We start from the raw sequence: 20,881 nt of genomic DNA on the forward strand, positions 1-20,881 counted from the left end.
AGTAATTGGTGGTTATCTTGCTAGAGTCAAAAACCAAAAGCGATTATCAATCGTTGAACGATAACAATGGATGGTTAGCACATATCGCTGAGTATTTTCTATCGCTTCCGCGTGCTGTCAAGCGTGTGGTGCTGCTTAGTGCCGACCTTGTGATGTCAGCCGTCTGTCTGTTTTTAGCCTTGTCTTTACGCTATGGTCATATCGCCCATGAGATTAGTCCGGCGATATTGTTGGCTTATGCGGTGCTTCCTATTATCGGCTTGTATCTTATCGGCTTCTATAAAGGGGTGGCAAGAGGCTTTCTCGATACCGTCATGGGCAGTGTGGCGCAGTTGTTTTTTGTCCTTATTGTTATTTATGAAATTGTTATCTATCTCAATCCTTTAGAGGACATACCGCGCTCCGTTCCGATCATATTTATGTTCTTCTTTTTTATTGCTTTGTGGAATAGCAGGCTGATCATCCGTGAGCTATTGACACGTTGGCGCGGTAACGGTCAGCAGCGCCTAAGAGATGAAGAAGGTTACGATAATGTTGTTATTTATGGTGCAGGCGAGGCGGGTAAGGACTTATTAGAGGGGTTAAGGAACTCGCATAAATACAATGTGGTGGCATATGTCGATGATGATCCACAGCTCGTTGGTGCCTATTTACAGGGTAAAAAGATTTATCCTGCGCATGAGTTAATGAGCTTAGTAGAAGAGCTCGATGTCGCCCAGGTTTTTTTAGCGATTCCTTCTATCAGTCGCGCTCAAAAAAGGCAGATTATTGACAGCTTATCTGGTATAGCTATAAAAATTAAAGAGTTGCCGAGTTTGGAAGAGATCGCTGACGAAAAAGTAACCGTTAGCAGTATGCGTAAGGTAGATATTCTAGATGTATTAGATCGACAAACGGTCGAACCCGATACATACTTATTACAGAAAAATATCAGTGGCAAATGTGTATTAGTGACTGGCGCAGGCGGCTCTATCGGTAGCGAGCTATGCCGTCAAGTGATCAAAAACCAACCAAAATGTATCGTGCTCTATGAGCTGTCTGAGTTTGCGCTTTATAGCATTCATCAAGAGCTTACTATAAAACAAGCCAATACTCCTGCTTATAAAAATATTGAGATTGTCGCCGTCATCGGTAACGTCACCAATGAGTCCAACCTTTTTAGAATATTTAAACTATATGACATACAGACCGTTTATCACGCAGCGGCCTATAAACATGTGCCCATGGTAGAGCACAATCCTTTTGAAGGTGTTATCAATAACAGCAAGGGTACATATCACTGTGCGCAAGCGGCTATTAAAGCCCATGTGGAGACTTTTGTCCTTATCTCTACTGATAAGGCGGTAAGACCTACCAATGTAATGGGCGCTTCTAAGCGTTTAGCAGAATTGGTCTGTCAAAGTCTAAGCCAAAAAAATAATCCAAATAATAATCATACGCTTATCAGTATGGTGCGCTTTGGTAATGTCCTAGGTTCATCAGGCTCAGTGGTACCGTTATTTACCAAGCAGATAGCCCAAGGTAAGCCAATCACCGTCACCCATCCCGATGTAACTCGTTATTTTATGACGATTCCAGAGGCGGCAAACTTGGTTATTCAAGCAGGGGCGATGGCCGCAGGTGGTGAGGTGTTTGTGCTTAATATGGGTGAGCCGGTCAAAATCGTTGATTTGGCGCACCGAATGATTCATTTAAGCGGTTTTGATGTTAAGGATAGCACACATCCTGATGGCGACATCGAGGTTATCTTTACGGGGCTTAGAGCAGGAGAAAAGCTCTATGAAGAGCTGATCATTGGTGAGGATAATATTGAATCCACCGATCATCCATTAATCATGCAAGCCATAGAGCATAGCTTTCCGTTAGATGAGCTTGAGTCGGTATTATTTGAGTTTACTGAAAAGCAGAAACAGTTTGATGTTCCTTGGCTAAAGCAGCAGTTTAAATACTTTGTAGAGGGTTATCAAGAAGGCACTCAAGACAGCTCTCAAGACGATCTTCAAAACGGCCATCAAAAAGATCTTCAAAAAAGCCGTCAAGCAGATTCAGAATCTGCATAGCGCCTAATGTATAAATCAACAACTATGTTTTAAAGAAAAATTAGTTAAGTTAATAAAGGAATACTATGTTGGATCTTAACAATATAAAAATAGCAGTCATTGGGCTTGGGTATGTAGGTTTGCCGCTGGCGGTTGAGTTTGGCAAACAGCATTTAGTGGTTGGCTTTGATATTAATGCTGAGCGTATCTCAGCACTGATTGCTGGGACTGATCATACCTTAGAGGTTAGCGATGATGAGTTAGCACAAGCGACGCACTTAAGCTATAGCTCAGATATTCAGGCGCTCAAGGACTGCAACTTCTTTATCGTCACTGTTCCAACGCCTATTGATGATTATAAGCAACCTGACCTTACTCCTTTGATTAAAGCCTCAGAAGCTATCGGTAGTCTACTTAAAAAAGACGATATTGTGGTTTATGAATCGACCGTTTACCCTGGGGCCACAGAAGAAGTTTGTATTCCGGTGTTAGAGAAAGTTTCTGGATTAACCTTCAATCAAGACTTTTATGCTGGTTATAGTCCTGAACGTATTAACCCGGGTGACAAAGAACACCGTGTTACCAATATTTTAAAAGTAACGGCAGGCTCAACACCTGAAGTCGCTGATTTTGTGGATGAAGTATACAATTTAATTATTACTGCCGGCACTCATAAAGCAGCAAGCATTAAAGTAGCGGAAGCGGCAAAGGTGATTGAAAACACCCAAAGAGATGTCAATATTGCCTTAATTAATGAGTTAGCCGTTATCTTTAATAAAATGGGTATCGATACCCAAGCAGTCTTAGAAGCGGCTGGCACCAAGTGGAACTTTTTACCGTTTCGTCCAGGCCTCGTCGGTGGTCATTGCATCGGTGTAGACCCTTATTACTTGACACATAAAGCGCAAGCGATTGGCTATAACCCAGAGATTATATTGGCTGGTCGTCGCTTGAATGACAGCATGGGTGAGTATGTGGTCACGCAACTGGTTAAAACAATGATTAAAAAGCGTATTCAAGTTGAAGGGTCAAAAGTTTTGGTCTTAGGGCTGAGTTTCAAAGAAAACTGCCCCGATGTACGTAATACAAAGGTCATCGATATTGTCAATGAGCTAGAAGAATATAATATCGAGGTCGAGGTCTATGACCCTTGGGTAGATAAAGCAGAAGCTGAGCGTGAATATAATGTGACGCCTATCAGCAAGCCCGCTGTAAATAACTATGATGGTATCATCTTAGCGGTCGCGCATAATGAGTTCGTCGATATGGGTGTAGAGCAGATTAGAGCATTTGGAAAGAATGAACACGTGCTTTACGATTTAAAGTATGTTTTCACTAAAGAAGACACTGATATCCGCTTATAAATTTATAAAAGATACGGAAAGTAATGGTTATGACGTTAACTGCATATAAAAAAGTTCAAAAAGTACTAATTAATGAACCAAAGACCTGGCTGATTACTGGGGTAGCGGGATTCATTGGTTCTAATTTACTTGAAACTTTACTATTACTAAATCAAAAAGTAGTAGGCCTAGATAACTTCGCGACTGGTTTTCAGCATAATCTAGATGAAGTACAGGGGTTGGTAAGCAAAGATCAGTGGCAGAACTTTACCTTTATAGAAGGTGATATTCGTAATCCAGATGACTGTCAGGCAGCATGTATAGGCGTAGACTACGTACTGCATCAAGCAGCACTAGGTTCGGTGCCGCGTTCTATCGCTGATCCCATTAATACCAATGATACAAATATCTCAGGCTACTTGAATATGCTTGTAGCAGCTCGTGATGCTCAGGTAGCTAGCTTTACCTATGCCGCGAGTAGCTCAACGTATGGCGATCATCCAGCATTGCCAAAAGTCGAGGATGCTATTGGCAATCCATTATCACCCTATGCAGTGACTAAATATGTCAATGAGCTATACGCAGATGTATTCTCACGTACTTATGGTTTTAAGACGATCGGTTTGCGTTATTTCAATATCTTTGGTAAACGCCAAACACCAGATGGTGCCTATGCAGCGGTAATACCCAAGTGGACGGCTGCTATGATCGCAGGTGATGAGGTGTTCATTAATGGTGATGGCGATACCAGTCGTGACTTTAACTTTATTGAGAATGCCGTACAGGCTAATATTTTGGCAGCAACTGCTACCGAAGAAGCTAAGAACCAAGTATATAATGTGGCTGTTGGTGGTCGTACTACTCTTAATACACTGTTTTCAGCACTGAAAGAACATTTAAGTGCTAACGGAGTTAGCTACACTCAAGAACCAGTCTATCGAGATTTTAGAGCAGGAGACGTGCGTCACAGTCAGGCTGATATTAGTAAAATTCAGAATGCACTTGGCTATGAGCCAAAGTTTGATATTGTTCAGGGTATTGAAAAAGCTATGCCTTGGTATATTAGTAATTTAAATTAATATAAAAATTTAGGCATACACAAATGAAGAGTGTTTTTGCAAAAAAATTAATTACTTTACTAACAGGGACAGGTTTAGCGCAAATAATATCACTATTATTTGTATATCTTCTAACTTTTTTTTACTCACCGATAGATTATAAAAACTATTCCATTTTTGTAGGTTTAGTAACTATATTAGGAGGAGTCATTACGTTAAAGTATGAGTTGGCAATCCCATTAGTAAAAAAAAATGAAGATGCAGTTAGCTTGGTGTACTTGAGTATATTAATAACAACAGTTCTATCGATTGTTTTTTTTATAACATCATATTTCATATCCCTTTTATTTTTTAGTAATTATTTATATTATATTCTAATTGGTGCTGCCACAATTTTTTTTGTAGGGCTCTATAATATTTTATTACATTGGGCATTAAGGGAAGAAGCCTTTACAGAGATTGCTGTCTCAAGAGTAAGTCAGTCAACTATAGGTGGAATTATTCATACATTGTTAGGTTTTTTAGGCTACACAAAATATGGATTACCTGTTGGGAATTTTTTCAACTTTAATGCAGGGTTTTTTAGACTTTTAAAAGTATTTAGAAGAAGAAATGTTAAGCCTAACTGGAAGCTTAGTAAGTATAATTTTTATGTATTTAAAAAATACCCCTTATTTTCTACGTTAGAATCATTGTTTCTTAATGCCAGTCAACATGCTCCTATTATTTTAATGGGTATCTTCTACGGAGCTCAAGCAGGCATATTTATGTTATGTACTAGAATAATGGCTGCACCAGTTGGTCTGATAGGTGAGAATTTAAAAAGCCTGTACCTTTCTGAGATTGGTAAAATAGAAAATAATAATACTAAAGTCAAAGACTTGACAGAGAATATAATAAATAAAACTGTTTTATTTGGTAGCATACCAATCCTACTAATCTCTATATTCGGATATTTCTTTGCAGATATCTTTTTTCCTAGCAGTTGGAGAGGTATTGGAGCTTTCATGCTGATAATCGCACCTTGGATGAATCTAAGTATAGTTTCTAAATCATTTTCTGTTTATTATAATTATACTAATAAACAAGAAATAAACTTTTACTTTAATATTATGCTTTTTTCATCTGGAGTAGCTACTTTAGTCGTAGGTCATCATTATAACTTATCACGTTCCATAGAGTATTTTTGTATAGTGAACTTTTTTATATACTTTGTTTATTATGTAATATCTTCAATAAGGCTAGGTATTTTCATTAAAAAAATATATTTTATAACGTTGATTCAGACTGCATTGATGATCTCTCATCTGATCTTCAGTCCACTTTGAATTTAATTGTTCAGCTTGTAGTTTATTTAAATATTAGTTAAATTACTCCTCACCTCTCAGCAGATGCAGCTATTATAATTGTTTATAAATATTAAGTAGTGATAATAACTCCTTAAGGATTTAAGTATATGAATGCGAAAGAAATAGTTTTTAAGTGCTCTCCACACTTCTTACAAAATATTGCAATTACATTATTTAATACATATAAGTATAAAAAACGTCAAAGTGGTCAATATGATTATTTTAAGAAATATTATAGTAATTTAGATAACTTAAGTGAACAGGAGCTTTTAAATGAAGTTAATAAAAAAAAGAATGAATTTTTCAAATACGTGAGTGAGAAATCAACTTGGTATAAAAACTATGATTTTCAAGATTTGAAAGAGGTACCTGTACTAGAGAAGAAGGATATTATCAATAATCTTGATAGTATTAAAACGATTGAGGAAAAAGATGGCCTCCTAAGCTTTACTGGTGGTACTACAGGCACTTCAATGAAAGTTGTATATACTAAAAACGATGTGCAAGAACGCCACGCCATTTTAGATAGCTTTAGAAGTCAATATGGGTATAGGCTTGGTAAGAAAGCAGCATGGTTTTCTGGGAAAAACCTTATCACGGAAAAAGATATAAGCAATAAAGTATGCTCACATTATGATTTTATAAATAATATCCGTTTTTACTCTACTTTTCATATAAGTCAGAAAAATTTTGATTTATATTGGTATTCACTTGAAAAGTTTAAACCTGAATATATTGTGGGGTTTCCTTCTAGTGTGTATGAGGTTTGTGAAATGGCTGAAAGGCGAGGGTTAAAGCTTAAACATAAGGTAAAAGTCTTTTTCCCTACAGCAGAAACAGTACTGCCAAAGCATAAAGAAGTCATTACTAATGTTTTTGGTTGTCAAGTTATTGATCAATACGCTTCTTCAGAGGGCGCACCGTTTATTCTAGAGTGTAAAAAAGGTGGTTTGCATATACATCCTTTATCAGGGATTTTCGAAGTAGTAGATGGAAACATGCAACCTTGTTCAGAAGGAGAGATTCTTATTACTTCTTTTACTACTAAAGGAACCCCTTTAGTTAGGTATCGAATTGGAGATATTATAAAGCTTGCAAACACTAATAAAAAATGTATTTGCGGATCCATATTTCCTTTAGTAGATAAAATTGAAGGAAGGTTAAATGATTATATTCTTTCTCCAGATAAAGGGAAAGTAAATTCAAATCTTCTTACATTATATACAAAGAATGTATTTGGTTTAATAGAGATGCAAGTTGTTCAAAATGAAATAAGTATATTGCAAATTAAAGTTGTAAGAGATGCTAAAAAGTACAATCAATGCTCTGAAACTAATTTAATAAAAGCATTAAAAGATTTGTTTGGCAGTAAGTTTAGTTATAATATTGAATATGTGGAATCTATTCCTAGAGAAAAGAGTGGAAAATTCAGGATGGTTAAAAATTTACTAGGTAAATAAGTATGAATGACTATAGTACTAGCCAAAATATGATTACAATCATTATGCTAATTGCTAGCTATTATACTATCTTTGCTATAGGAGTAAGAGAAAAGAAAAATATAAAGATAGTAAGTATTTTGTTTTTATGGCACACCATATTTTCAATTACTTTTGTTTTTTTGACTTCAAATGGTGGAAGCTCAGACGCAGCAACTTACTATATTAACTCTATAAGAGGTACTAATATAGAGTTTTTTCCAGGCTCTAGATTTATTACATTTATAACATACCCTATATCTAAGCTTCTTGACTTTAGTTATTTAAATACTACCTTGTTTTTTAATATAATAGGTACATTTGGGCTTGTTTTACTTTATTTAGCTCTTAAAGACTATCTTATAAAGCTAAAATGGTACTGGTATTTAATTTTGTTAATGCCATCTATAAGTTATTGGAGCTCAGGAATAGGTAAAGATGCTATTTCCTTTTTTTCAGTATGCCTATTAATTTATGCTACAAAAAACAAGAAAAGCAAGCAGATCCTATATCTTATATCTATATTTTTAATGTTTATGGTTAGACCTCATATTGCTTTTGTAATTTTAATCTCTTTTGTTGCATATTTTGTAATTCAGTCTAAGTCGAATATCTTGATTAAACTATCCGTTCTACCAATAATAGGTGGTATTGTTTTTTCGTCTTTAGGTTTTGTACAGGAATATACAGGCATAGAAGATGTTTCAGTTTCAGGCGTAGATGATTATTATGAGTCGCGTGAGGATCTTAATATGGGAGGTGGCTCTTCAATAAACACATCTTCAATGAGTTTGCCAGTTAAAATTTTTTCGTACATTTTCAGACCTTTTCCGTTTGAAGCACATAATTTAATTTCATTAATAGCGAGTGTGGAAAATACATATTTACTATTTTTCTTTAGTTATTTGATTTTTAAAACTAAAGGATCTTTAAAGTCTTTTTTTATGAATGAGAATTTATGGCTGTCTTTATACGTCATAATAACATGTGTTATGCTTTCATTTGGTCTCAAAAACTTAGGTATAGCAGCTCGCCAGAAATGGATGTTTGTTCCTGTATTAATATATTTATTTATCCAATCTTATAGCAACAGTAGATTAGTAAGGAAAAAAACTAATAATGAAATTCTTAATAATAGCTAGTCATCCAGTCTCAATAGTCAAGTTTCGTGGTGAATTGATTAAAGCTATTAATAATAGTGGCTATGAAATTCATATTGCTGCTCCCGAATTTGAACAATATCCTGCTCTTTTAGAGCAGCTCAGTCTATTAGGTTATACTGTACATAATATCCCAATGCAGCGTACCGGAACTAATCCTGCAGTAGATGCAAAGACTTTTTTAGCATTATATCGTCTGATGAAAGCGATTAAACCTGATTATATGCTAGGCTATACTATCAAACCTGTAATCTATGGATTATTAGCTGCTAAAATGGCGCGAGTACCACATCGTTTTGCTTTGATCACAGGTCTAGGTTATGCCTTTCAAGGAGCGGACGAGCAAGGTTATAAAAAGTCTAACATACAAAAAATCATGCATAAGCTTTATTCCGTAGCGCTAGCATCGACGCATAAAGTGTTTTTTCAGAATCCTGATGATGAAGCTTTATTTAAGTCTATGAGTATCATACAGCCTACGGCATCAAGTACAATCGTCAATGGTTCAGGGGTCGATTTATCAGAATATAGCGTACAGCCTTTTCCTGTTTCAGATGATAAACCACTACCTAAGTTCTTACTTATAGCTCGTTTATTAGGAGATAAAGGGGTAAGAGAGTATGCCCAAGCGGCTCGACTGATCAAAGCCAAATACCCGCAAGCACAGTTTGATTTGGTTGGACCTATTGATTCAAACCCTAGTGCAATTAGCCAAAATGAGCTAGATAGTTGGCTTGAGGAAGAACTATTTAATTATTGGGGTAAAGTCAGAGATGTAAGACCTGCTATTGCAGCGAGCTCTATTTATGTATTGCCTTCCTATCGTGAAGGTACACCACGCACAGTACTAGAAGCCATGGCAATGGGGCGACCAATTATTACTACCGATGCGCCAGGCTGCCGTGAGACCGTCATCAATGGCTATAACGGCTATCTTGTTCCTGTCAAAACTGTAAACGAACTGGCCGCTGCGATGGAGCGCTATATTGTTACTCCACAGCTTATTGTACAAATGGGTGCCGCCTCACGACAGTTGGTAGAAGACAAATTCGATGTACATGCTGTCAACCGAACCATGCTAAAAGAAATGGATATTTTATGATAAAAAGACTCTTTGATATCACTGCCGCGACTACTGCTTTAGTTGCTTTATCCCCGGTATATGCCATCACGGCTTATAAAGTTAGTCAAAACCTAGGCTCACCCGTTTTATTTAAACAAACTCGACCTGGGTTAAATGGTGAGCCTTTTGAGATGGTTAAATTCCGTACCATGCTTAATGCGTTTGATGAACAAGGAAACCCATTACCTAACGAGCAAAGGCATACAAAATTTGGAAATTTCTTACGATCTACAAGTTTGGATGAGCTACCAGAGCTATGGAATGTACTTAAGGGTGAGATGAGCTTAGTCGGCCCTCGCCCTTTACTCTTGGATTACCTGCCACTCTATAATGAAGAACAAGCACGCCGACATAATGTGCGCCCTGGTGTTACAGGTTGGGCGCAAATAAATGGTCGCAATACGATTAGTTGGGAAGATAAGTTTAAGTTAGATACATGGTATGTAGAGAACCAAAGCTTACTGCTTGATTTGAAGATTATTTTTATGACTCTAAAAAAGGTAGTTATCAAAGAAGGGGTGAATTCGAACGAAAGTGTCACTATGACTAGATTTACGGGCAGTATAGATTGATGTTAGCCATATTAGGAGCTAGTGGACATGGAAAGGTTTTGGCAGAAATTGCAGAGCTCACCGGTTGGGAAAATATCTTTTTCTTTGATGATGCGTGGCCTGAGAAAAAAAATAATGGGGCATGGCAAGTTATTGGGAACACACAAAAACTTCTTGATAGCTTAAAACGTTATGACGGAGTTATTGTTGCGATTGGTAATAATGATATAAGACAAAAAAAACTTAAGCAATTACAAGAGGCTAAAGCAAAAGTTATCACACTGATACATCCTTCCGCAGTTATAAGTAAATACTCTAATGTTGGACCTGGGTCAGTAGTAGTCGCTGGCGCAGTTATTAATCCTGATTGTAATATCGGTTCAGGCGTTATTATAAACACTTGTAGTAGTGTCGGTCATGACTGCACTATTGGGGATGCTGTGCATATTTGCCCTGGTGCTCGCTTAGCAGGTGGGACAGAAGTAAATAATCGTGCTTGGATTGGCGTGGGGTCAAGCGTACGTCAGCTTATAACCATAGGCTCTGATGCTGTTGTAGGTGCAGGAGCGGCTGTGGTTAAAGATGTTTTATCAAATACTACCGTTGTTGGCGTACCTGCAAAACCGAAATTATAGGAACATTAAATGAATCTTAGAAAACTAGTATACATAACCAAAGACCAACTAAAAAATGGTACGTTACGCGAAAACTTGGCCGATCTAACAAGCCAATTCAACCATGTTTTCCCCGCTCAGAGCTCACGAGTGGAAGCTATTACGCAGTATGCTATAAAGAACACTCTTTATTATAATACTTATAAGAAATATAATGACTTTAAAGACTACCCTGTATTAGATAAGTCTGTAATTAAGAGAAATTACGATGACTTTATATCTGCTCCTTATAAAGAATGTATCGACTCTTTGCACAAAGTAACTACGAGTGGCTCTTATGGTACTCCTTTTACCTTCTATTTAAATCCTGAAAAGCGTCAGAAAATGATTTCAGAGGTATACTACTTTGGTAGAAAAAGTAATTTTGATCTTGGTTCTAAACATGCATACATTGTCTCAAAAAAGAAAAGTAAAATATCTCAAGTAATCCAAAATCAGGTAATGATAACCGTAGATAAACTTGATGATAAATGGTGTAAAGAGGCTGTTAAAAGGCTAAAAAAACAAAACGTTATGATACTTATAGGTTATCCATCAGCTATTTCAAGATTAGCTTTCTATTTATCAAAGAATAATATCGTTTTTCCAATGGATGGTGTTATCACTATATCAGAAGTGCTAACTGATGATATGCGCATTCAAATAGAAAAAAGCTTTAATTGCCCACCCGCTAGTCGATACTCATCTGAAGAGTTTGGTGTACTTGCTAACCAGGATCTGTCCGGTGATTTTTTTTGGTTAAATCAATCAAACTACCTTATTGAGATATTAGCATTAGATAGCAATAAAGACGTTTCCATTGGTGAGCTTGGGCGTATTGTTGTTACTGACCTTTTCAATCATTCTATGCCTATTTTACGATACGATACAGGCGATTTGGCTAAACCTTTTGAAGTTACTAATGGGATGGTAACTAAAATTGAAAGTGTTGAAGGGAGAAGGCTCGCTACAATACGTGATATTAATGGAAAAGAAATATCTTCTTTTTCAATCAATGGAGCATTAAGAGAATCTAAAGATATTATTCAGTTTCAGTTTTCTCAAGAAGGAAAAGTAGAGTATTTATTGAAAGTTATTATCGATAAACCTATAGACAAATCTTATATAATTAATGTTTATCAAAATATATTAGGTTCTGAAGCTCTTATTAATATTGAATTTGTGGATGAAATCCCAGCTCAAAGAAGCGGAAAGAGACCTTATATACTTCAGAATTATTATGATGAATAAGCTTGGTTCTTAGTTCCTATATTGTGTCTTTATAAATAAAATCAGTTCTTATAAGATAAGAGGTAATCATTTCTACTATGCTAAACACCCCATTCTCCCCTTGGCCAAGTTTTACTCAAGAAGAGGCCGATGCCGTCAGTCAAGTATTGTTATCCAATAAGATAAATTACTGGACAGGCCAAGAATGTCGCCAGTTTGAGACTGAATTTTCGGAATGGGCTGATAGCAAATATGCTATTGCCATGGGTAATGGCACGTTGGCATTAGATGTTGCCTTGCAAGCATTAGGTATTGGCGCAGGTGACGAAGTAATCGTCACGCCGCGTACCTTTATTGCTAGTATCTCATCGGTGGTTAATATTGGCGCAACGCCTGTTTTTGCCGAGGTTGATGAAGCAACGGGTAATATCACCCCTGAAACCATCGCCGCAGTACTGACGGATAAGACCAAAGCTATCGTCTGTGTACATTTGGCAGGCTGGCCTTGTGATATGGATGGCATCATGGCACTGGCAGATAAGCATGACCTATATGTCATTGAGGACTGTGCACAGGCGCATGGTGCTACATATCAAGGGCGTAGCGTTGGTAGTATTGGGCATATCGGTGCTTGGAGCTTTTGCCAAGATAAGATTATGACCACAGGCGGTGAGGGCGGTATGGTCACTACCAATGATGAGCAGCTATGGCGCAAGATGTGGGCGTATAAAGACCATGGCAAAAGCTACGCTGCTGTCTATGAAACCGAGCATCCACCCGGCTATCGCTGGTTACATGAAAGCTTCGGTACTAACTGGCGCATGACTGAGATGCAGGCAGTAATCGGACGTATTCAACTAACGAGAATGCCTGATTGGACCGCCAAACGTACGGCAAACGCTCAAACTATATTAGACGCGTGTGCCCAATGGGAAGCAAAAGGCTATCTTTCTGTACCAAGGTTAGAAGCGTCACCGCAGTTTGCAGGTTCTAAACATGCCTATTATAAGCTTTATATTTATGTGCAAGCAGATAACTTACCTAGCGACTGGTCACGAGATCGCATTATTCAAGCCATTAATGAGCTAGGCGTGCCTTGTTTTTCAGGATCAGCTTCTGAAGTGTATCTGGAAAAAGCATTTGATAATACAGGCTTACGTCCTGAAACTAGAATGCCAATAGCCAGACAGTTAGGTGAAACTAGCGTGATGTTTTTAGTACATCCTACTCTGACTAATAGAGAGATTGAGCAAACAGTACAGGCGATTGATAGCGTATTTGCTAGCATGCATAACCAATAGCACGTTACTATATAGTGAGTTCAGTATAAAAGCGATACAGCGGGACTGGAATACTTTCGTTTAAAACATAAGTTTTTCAGCCTCTGGAGTGCAAAGCGCACAGCAAGCGAGGAAAAACTATCCCAGCAGAACGCTATTTTGGACGTATTTATTTTAAACTGACAGTATTCATAATTAACACCTGATAATCAAAGAGTATTTAATCATGTACAAGAAGCTAAGCATTTTATTGGGTTTTGGTGTGCTATCAACAGTGTCGATGCTAGCATCTGCGCAGAACCTATATATGAATGATTTAAAACTCAAAGCGGATCTAGACTGGCTTAATAATCAAGGGGTCACGCAGATTAGTACCAGCACTTGGCCGTTGACTGCTAACGAGATAAAACGTGCTGTAAATGCCGCTAATGCTCAAACGCCAGCGCAGCAGCAGATATTACAGTCAGTACAAACACGATTGGATCAGAATCGTGACTCAGTGGTAAAAGGCTCGGCAGCATTGCATATCCAAACCGATAGAGATCAGCTACCGCAAAAATTTAGCGATAATCAACTTGCTGGTCAGCAAGCAAGCGTTGGTGTATCGCTTAGCGAAGCGGAGTGGGAGTTTAATCTACAAGCTAACGTAAAGAACGATAAACTTATTGATGACGGCTCCGATGTTAGCTTTGAAGGCTCGTATCTTGCGGGTAACGCAGCCAATCAGTGGTTAATCGCTGGTAAAATCCCAACGTGGTGGGGGCCGGGACATGATGGTAGCTTGATTCGAGGCGATGCAAGCTTACCAGTCACTGGCTTTACTATGCAGCGTGATCAACAAAGCGCGCCTACTTCAAACTATCTCTCTTGGGTCGGACCTTGGCAGTATCAGCTATTTGCCGGTCAGTTAGAAGACTATGAGGCAGTTCCAGATACTAAGCTATTTGGCGCACGACTGACTGCTAGCCCATGGCCGTGGTTAGAGGTTGGTGCTTCTCGTACCTTTATGTGGGGCGGAGAAGGCCGCCCAGAGAGTTTTGATTCATTTAAAGATGCAATATTAGGAACCAAGGATAATGGTGATACTGGAAAAGAAGATCCTGCTAATCAGCTGGGTGGCTTTGATGCACGTTTGAATTTAGCGCCATTGATTGATGTACCGGCTGGTGTTTATGCTACATATATTGGTGAAGACGAAGCAGGCGGTTTGCCATCTAAAAATATGTATCTAGCCGGCGTTGATTATGCTGCTGATGCTTATGGTAAGCCGTACCAGCTTTATGCCGAGTATACTGATACTCGTAGTAGTGGTGAAGTATTTCGTGGTGGCTCTTATAATCATAGTATTTATACTGACGGTTATTATCAGCAAGGCTATCCATTAGGCTATGCACTGGGCGGCAATGCGGAGAGTGTAGCGGTTGGTGGTCGATTATGGCTGGATAACCGTAACTTTATCAATGCAAAAGTGCAGCATGCCAAGGTAAATCAATCAAGTCAGTCATTTAATCTTGCTTTTCCTAAGTCAGACAAGCTGACTGGCATCGATGTCGCTTGGGAGCATCAATACAACCCCAAAGCGCTCATCTCTAGCCGAATTTGGGCAGTAGATTCAGATATCCAGGCGACTGATGTCGGCGTAGGTGTAGGCATCGAGCTACAAACTTATTAGAGTATAATTTGCTTGACTGTTTAACACGCTTAAAACCTAGAAACTGATCTATTGGTTGCTAATAGGCCGATTTTTTATGAGTTTTTTTACTGCATTTATCAAAAAGTGCCGTAAAACCAGGTTCTTCTATGGGGTGGATGTAAGGCATAAATAATACTAAATTCTGCTTGACTACTAAGGTGACTGAGCCACAATAAAACCATGAAAACACTCAAGTTACGCATCAAAGATAAACACGCTAACCAATTAAACAAATTGGCTGGTGCGGTTAATTTTGTGTGGAACTATGTGAATGATTTGAGTTTTACGCACTTGCAGCGCACGGGTCATTTTTTCTCAGCGTATGATATTGCAACTTATGTAAAAGGTAGTGGTGAGCTGCTAAATCTGCATAGCCAAACCTTACAAGCCATCACTGAAACCCATGCCAAGAGCCGCAAGCAATTTAAAAAAGCCAAGTTAAATTGGCGCACAAATAACCCTAAAACCAAGCGTAAAAGTTTGGGCTGGATTCCTTTTAAAAAAACAGCGATAAAATATCTAGGGGTCAAAAAAGCAGGAAAGAAAACCCTAAAATCCACCATTCAATTTAGCTTAGCCAAAGGCAAGAAGCTGACCATTGACGTGTGGGACAGCTATAACCTAGCTCTCTACACCATCAATACTTGTGAGCTTGTGCAGGATAGTCGCGGTCTTTGGTATGCCTGTATCACCGTTAAAGAACATCCAAAAACAATTTGCGGTGTTAATCAGACTGGTATCGACTTGGGATGCAAGGAATCAGCAACCGCTAGTAATGGCGAGGTCTTAGCCACCAAACTGACCCATAAATACACCTCAAAATTAGGGCTTGTTCAGCGGGCTAAGAACAAAAAGCGCGTTAAAGCGATTCACGCCAAGATTAAGAACACGCGCCAAGACTTAATTCATAAATTCACCACCAAACTTGTCAAAGATAATAATATGATTATCGTTGGCAAGCTTCAATCAAAATCATTTACCTCAAGCAAACTAGCTAAGTCTGTCTATGACGCAGGTTGGTTTGAAATTAAGCGGCAACTGACCTATAAATGCGAGTACGCAGGTTGTCACTATGCTGAGGTTAATGAGCACTACACCACCCAAACTTGTTCGTGTTGCGGCTCACGCCAAAACAGTCCGAAAGGTAGAGCAGGTCTGCGAATAAGAGAATGGTTTTGCGAGTGCGGTGTGACTCATGACCGCGATGTTAATGCGGCAAAAAACATTCTTGCGCTCGGGCTTGAGCGTCTAGCGGTAGGAATCCCCTCCGTTTAGGGAGGGGAGGAAGTCAAATTGTGCGCTAGGATTTTTTGGCGCAGACAGGTACAATATAAACCCTAATCATACATTGACCAAGCATAAGACAGGCATGCAAGTAGTTGCGGGCGCTGTCTTTACTTTTTTATCGTACCCTCTATTGGAGTTCCTATGTCTATTGCGTCTACTGCCCAAGAGTCCGCCACCGTTTTGGATGGCAAAGCACTTGCCAAACAAATAGAACAGCAACTGAGTACGCGTGTAGACGCTATTAAAGCTAAAACAGGGCGTACACCGATTTTAGCAACGATACTGGTCGGTGAAGATCCTGCCTCTGCGACTTATGTACGTATGAAAGGCAATGCCTGTAAGCGGGTGGGTATGAGCTCTATCAAGGTGGAAATGCCACATAGTACGACGACAGAGCAGTTGATGGCTAAGGTAAACGAGCTTAATGACAATCCTGACGTTCATGGCATCTTACTACAGCACCCAGTACCTGAGCATATCGATGAACGCGCTTGTTTTGAGAGGATTGACCTTAGAAAAGACGTTGATGGGGTGACCTGTCTGGGCTTTGGGCGTATGGCGATGCAGCAGTCTGCTTATGGGTCATGTACCCCGCAAGGTATCATGCATTTATTAGAGCATTATGATATTGAGCTGGCAGGTTTGGAGGCGGTCGTCGTCGGTCGTAGTGCTATCCTCGGTAAACCAATGGCGATGATGCTATTAAATGCCAACTGTACGGTGACGATTTGCCATTCAAGAACGCAGGATTTAGCATCTCATATTAAACGCGCTGATATCGTGGTTGGGGCAGTGGGCGTGCCTGAGCTGATTAAAGCCGAATGGATTAAAGCAGGGGCGGTAGTGATTGATGCAGGCTTCCATCCTACTGAGAATGGCGGCGTTGGTGATATCGAAATGCAGGGTGTGGCAGATATTGCCAGTGCTTATACACCAGTACCGGGTGGCGTGGGTCCGATGACTATCAATACGCTGATCCGCCAGACCGTTGATGCTGCTGAAAAAGCTGCGGGTTTATAAGCCATAAGCCGTTAATAAAAAAGGGCTGTCATAAATACATGACAGCCCTTTTTTACCTATAACTTTTGTTTAAACTACTACCTTATAACCAACCTAAGCGCTTAAAGTTAAGGTATAAAAAGCCACACAGCGAGCCAATCACTGCCATGATAACAAGGTAGGAATATTCCCAATGTAGCTCTGGCATAAAGTCAAAGTTCATACCATAAATTCCCGCAATCGCCGTCGGTACCGCTAAAATACCCGCCCAAGCGGCAAGTTTGCGAACCACTTCATTCTGCCCCATATTGACCATAGCAAGATAGGTGTTCATCACCACGCTTAGCATCTCATTGAGTCCATTGATGGCATCTAAAGAATGCAATAAATGGTCATTGACGTCACGAAAATAAGGTTTGGCAGCATGAGAAAAGGGTGAAATTAAGTCACTGTTATCGTGATTGATAAAATAGCTACAAATATCTTGTACCGGTAGAATAACCGCGCGCATATGCACTAATTGCGATTTTAATTCATATAAGTTTCTAAGCGTTTCTTTATTGAATTCATACGTAAAAATATTACGTTCTTGCTCACGTAAATAACTGCCCAAGCGATCGGTGACCGGCATATAGTTATCGACGATAAAATCGAGAATCGCATGCAGCACAAATATTGGTCCCATACGCAGCTTTTCTGGGCGGCGGTGGCAGTGTTCACGGACTGGCGCGTAGGAGTTTGATGGGCCATTACGGATGGTAATCAGGTAGTTTTTACCCATAAATATCGCGGTGGTACCGTAGCGAATGACATTGTCTTCGAGCTTGGCGGTACGTAATACCACAAACACCATATCGTTATCGTAGTTCTCAACCTTGGCACGTTGGTGGTCGGCAAATGCATCTTCAATCGCCAATTCATGCAGACCAAACGCTTCTTTGACTTTGACCATGGTTTTTAAGCTGGGATCATATAGACCGAGCCAAATAAATTGACCATTGTTATTCAAGGCACGACTGACATCGTTGAGCGCTATCTTATCGAGTTTTTCACCGGTTTTACGTGAGTAAGCATAGCAATTGACCACTTCACCATCACTAGATAAATCGATATCCTCATAGCGCTCAGAGTCTGGATCATAGACAGTCATCGTTTCAATAGTGTCTTCAATCGTCGCATCCGTATCGCCATAAATATAACTGTCATAGTTATCATGGTCATCTGAATAAGAATTTTCAGCCTTCATGTTTGCGTCAGTCAGACCGACAGTAGAGTCAGGTGTGATACGAGTTGTCGGTTCGACAATCAAGTCGTCATCTTGGTTCATACCCTCTCCTTTAGTCTAATTAAAATAACTTTGCTACAGCGCATAGTTTTTTAAAGTCTCAATATCGACCAGGCTCAACAAGCTCTCATGACAAGCTTCCAGTTTTATTTGTGGGGCAATGTCAAAGTCTAGCGATTCAATCCAGCGTAACGCACAAATACACCAGTAGTCACCGGGTTTAAGGCCAGCAAACCCATATTCAGGCAGCGGGGTGATAAGGTCATTACCGCGACTGGCAGAAAAGTTTAAAAACTCACTGGTCATTTTGGCGCAAACGGTATGTTGACCGACGTCATGATTGCCAGTATGACAAAAGCCATTGCGATAATAGCCGGTGATAGGGTCAAAGCAGCAGCTGGCAAGGGCCGTGCCCAAAACGTTTGATTGATTGATGGCTGGGTTTGGGTGGTAATCAGATGACATAAGGCTTCCGAGATAAAAATATGGCTTAGTGTAACATGAGTCTGAGTCGAGGACATGCCCTAAGGTATGTCCTAGCCAAGCTCATGATTTTATTAAAAACGTGCTTTATTATACAGAAACAGTGCTATTATTCTTACTTAACCGATTATCGATATAATGCGCTAATAATTAGCCTATCTTTAACACCAATGAGGCATAATTAGATAGTGATGGCGGCCAATTGTCACTAGGCGAACCTTGCCTGCTATGCTAAACTAAAGCATAAAGTGCCTTGATTATTTATCGCCGTTTATCAGCGTATAAATATACTCGTCTTATTATTATAAATTACACTTATTACTCACCATTTTGCGGTTACCTAGTTTGTTTATAAATAATTGGGTCAATGATGTTGCGCGTTAAAAATAAAAATGCACGGCGTCAATGCAATGGTAAATATAACCTTTAAGTACCGCATCTAAGTACCGCATCACTAACGCGTTTTTGGTAAGCGATACGCCAAACAAGGATTTATTGTGTCTGTCAGTTCTGATTCTGCAAAACCTGCCCAGTCAAGTACGATCAATACAGCAGCGACTCCGCCTGTTAACCACGCTGCTGCTCCCAATAGCACCCCATACTTAAGTAACTTTGCCAGCGACGTGGCCAATAGCTGGCTGTTGCCTGATGGGGTTGTCGATGTGTTGTTTGAAGATGCGCATAAGCAAGAAGTACTTAGGTACCAGCTGACTCACCAGCTTATTACGCACGGCTATCAGCTGGTGAGCCCGCCGATGATTGAGTTTACTGAATCATTGTTGAGTGACGCCTCAGAAGATTTAAAACGCCAAACCTTTAAGATTATCGATCAATTAACCGGTCGATTGATGGGTTTGCGTGCCGATATCACTCCACAGATTTTGCGTATCGATGCGCATCATGGTGGATCAGGTATTGCACGTTATTGCTACGCTGGGGATGTGATTCATACCTTGCCATCAGGTCTTTTTGGCTCACGTACGCCGCTGCAATTGGGGGCGGAAATATTTGGTTGTGCCTCACTTGCCGCCGATATTGAGCTGATAGATGTGTTGTTTAGCATGGTAAATACGCTAAATATGAGCGCTGCATTGCACGTCGATTTGGGTCATGTGGCAATATTTAAGCGCTTGGCTGAATTGGCCGAGTTGCCAGATGGTGACACTGAACGCTTGATGCATTTGTACGCCAATAAAAACCTGCCAGAGCTTAAGCGCATTTGCCAAGCACTGCCAATGGGTGATGATTTTTATGCGCTAGCGCGTTTTGGTCATGACATCGAAAATCTATTGGCGAAGCTGTCCACTACCGCGCAGCAAGATACTCAGATTGCGACGGCCATTGACGAGTTACAACGCCTAAAAACACATCTACAGGATCAATGGAACTGTGCCGTAAGTATCGATGTGACGGAGCTATCAGGCTATCACTATCACACAGGCATTGTATTCAACGGTTATATTAATAGTGAAACCCAGCCGTTGGTTCGTGGTGGGCGTTTTGATGGAATGCAGAGTGGCAGTCAATTAGCAGGCGATCAAATACGCGAAGCCACTGGCTTTAGTATGGATGTCAGCCGCTTGCTGGCTCATACTCAGCTTGATGCACCAACCGTCGTGCTGGTTGATTATGACGCGTCAAGCAGTGCGGACCAAGAGCAGATGCAAACACTGTTGCAACAAGTGGCAAGCTTACGTCAGCAAGGCTATCGCGTCACTATGCCGTTAAACGCCGAAGACCGCCCAGCTAACACAACGCACCGCTTAAGCTTTGCCAATAATCAGTGGCAGTTAAACGCTATTTAAAAATTAGCGCGCGTTCAGTTAAAAGCACACAGTAAATACATCATAACTGTTTTAGATGATAAGTA

Annotated in this window: 17 protein-coding genes; 15 read left to right on the plus strand and 2 right to left on the minus strand. The window is 39.7% G+C overall.

The genetic code is table 11. From position 1 onward, the window contains the following. The first annotated feature begins 17 nt into the window (after positions 1–17). The 14 genes from ACT3TU_RS01620 (at position 18) to folD (ending at position 17,264) form a co-directional block, all read left to right on the plus strand. Positions 18–2,060: a polysaccharide biosynthesis protein gene (locus tag ACT3TU_RS01620; protein ID WP_444783966.1), complete on the plus strand. Its 2,043-nt coding sequence runs from the start codon at positions 18–20 to the stop codon at positions 2,058–2,060. 65 nt (positions 2,061–2,125) lie between these two features. Beyond that, positions 2,126–3,403 carry a Vi polysaccharide biosynthesis UDP-N-acetylglucosamine C-6 dehydrogenase TviB gene (tviB, locus tag ACT3TU_RS01625; protein ID WP_444783967.1) on the plus strand — a complete coding sequence of 426 codons (1,278 nt, stop codon included), beginning with the start codon at positions 2,126–2,128 and terminating at the stop codon, positions 3,401–3,403. A 23-nt stretch (positions 3,404–3,426) separates the two neighbouring features. Beyond that, positions 3,427–4,461 carry an NAD-dependent epimerase/dehydratase family protein gene (locus ACT3TU_RS01630; RefSeq protein ID WP_444783968.1) on the plus strand — a complete coding sequence of 345 codons (1,035 nt, stop codon included), beginning with the start codon at positions 3,427–3,429 and terminating at the stop codon, positions 4,459–4,461. Between the two features lie 23 nt (positions 4,462–4,484). Continuing rightward, positions 4,485–5,768 carry an oligosaccharide flippase family protein gene (locus ACT3TU_RS01635; RefSeq protein WP_444783969.1) on the plus strand — a complete coding sequence of 428 codons (1,284 nt, stop codon included), beginning with the start codon at positions 4,485–4,487 and terminating at the stop codon, positions 5,766–5,768. A gap of 128 nt (positions 5,769–5,896) precedes the next feature. Beyond that, complete coding sequence (locus ACT3TU_RS01640; RefSeq protein ID WP_444783970.1) at positions 5,897–7,249, plus strand: phenylacetate--CoA ligase family protein; 1,353 nt, start codon at positions 5,897–5,899, stop codon at positions 7,247–7,249. 2 nt (positions 7,250–7,251) lie between these two features. Beyond that, positions 7,252–8,409 (plus strand): hypothetical protein, encoded by a 1,158-nt coding sequence (locus tag ACT3TU_RS01645; RefSeq protein WP_444783971.1) that lies wholly within the window; start codon positions 7,252–7,254, stop codon positions 8,407–8,409. Continuing rightward, positions 8,387–9,529 (plus strand): glycosyltransferase family 4 protein, encoded by a 1,143-nt coding sequence (locus ACT3TU_RS01650; RefSeq protein ID WP_444783972.1) that lies wholly within the window; start codon positions 8,387–8,389, stop codon positions 9,527–9,529. Before ACT3TU_RS01645 ends, ACT3TU_RS01650 begins: the two co-directional genes overlap by 23 nt. Continuing rightward, a complete protein-coding gene (locus tag ACT3TU_RS01655) occupies positions 9,526–10,122 on the plus strand; it encodes a sugar transferase (protein ID WP_444783973.1) in 597 nt (198 codons plus the stop codon). Before ACT3TU_RS01650 ends, ACT3TU_RS01655 begins: the two co-directional genes overlap by 4 nt. Further along, positions 10,122–10,736 (plus strand): acetyltransferase, encoded by a 615-nt coding sequence (locus tag ACT3TU_RS01660; RefSeq protein WP_444783974.1) that lies wholly within the window; start codon positions 10,122–10,124, stop codon positions 10,734–10,736. Before ACT3TU_RS01655 ends, ACT3TU_RS01660 begins: the two co-directional genes overlap by 1 nt. 9 nt (positions 10,737–10,745) lie before the next feature. Then, entirely contained in the window at positions 10,746–12,005 is a 1,260-nt protein-coding gene (locus tag ACT3TU_RS01665) for a hypothetical protein (protein ID WP_444783975.1), read from the plus strand. A 77-nt stretch (positions 12,006–12,082) separates the two neighbouring features. Beyond that, entirely contained in the window at positions 12,083–13,285 is a 1,203-nt protein-coding gene (locus ACT3TU_RS01670) for a DegT/DnrJ/EryC1/StrS family aminotransferase (RefSeq protein ID WP_444783976.1), read from the plus strand. A 205-nt stretch (positions 13,286–13,490) separates the two neighbouring features. Continuing rightward, complete coding sequence (locus ACT3TU_RS01675) at positions 13,491–14,936, plus strand: capsule assembly Wzi family protein (RefSeq protein WP_444783977.1); 1,446 nt, start codon at positions 13,491–13,493, stop codon at positions 14,934–14,936. 201 nt (positions 14,937–15,137) lie between these two features. Then, the gene (locus ACT3TU_RS01680) at positions 15,138–16,232 is read left to right on the plus strand and encodes an RNA-guided endonuclease InsQ/TnpB family protein (protein WP_444783978.1); all 1,095 of its coding nucleotides are present in this window, start codon (positions 15,138–15,140) and stop codon (positions 16,230–16,232) included. A 153-nt stretch (positions 16,233–16,385) separates the two neighbouring features. After that, positions 16,386–17,264, plus strand: coding sequence for a bifunctional methylenetetrahydrofolate dehydrogenase/methenyltetrahydrofolate cyclohydrolase FolD (gene folD, locus ACT3TU_RS01685; protein ID WP_444783979.1), 879 nt, complete (start codon positions 16,386–16,388; stop codon positions 17,262–17,264). An 82-nt stretch (positions 17,265–17,346) separates the two neighbouring features. On the opposite strand, the gene corA is transcribed toward folD, so the two are convergent. Both corA and ACT3TU_RS01695 read right to left on the minus strand, forming a co-directional pair. Then, positions 17,347–18,570: a magnesium/cobalt transporter CorA gene (gene corA, locus ACT3TU_RS01690; protein ID WP_192524743.1), complete on the minus strand. Its 1,224-nt coding sequence runs from the start codon at positions 18,568–18,570 to the stop codon at positions 17,347–17,349. A gap of 33 nt (positions 18,571–18,603) precedes the next feature. Next, a complete protein-coding gene (locus ACT3TU_RS01695) occupies positions 18,604–18,993 on the minus strand; it encodes a DUF2237 family protein (protein WP_192524742.1) in 390 nt (129 codons plus the stop codon). A 515-nt stretch (positions 18,994–19,508) separates the two neighbouring features. Here ACT3TU_RS01695 and ACT3TU_RS01700 point away from each other — a divergent pair. After that, entirely contained in the window at positions 19,509–20,816 is a 1,308-nt protein-coding gene (locus ACT3TU_RS01700) for an ATP phosphoribosyltransferase regulatory subunit (RefSeq protein ID WP_444783980.1), read from the plus strand. The last annotated feature ends 65 nt before the right edge of the window (positions 20,817–20,881 follow it).

The sequence above is a fragment of the Psychrobacter sp. AOP3-A1-26 genome (assembly GCF_052378235.1).
GTDB lineage: Bacteria > Pseudomonadota > Gammaproteobacteria > Pseudomonadales > Moraxellaceae > Psychrobacter.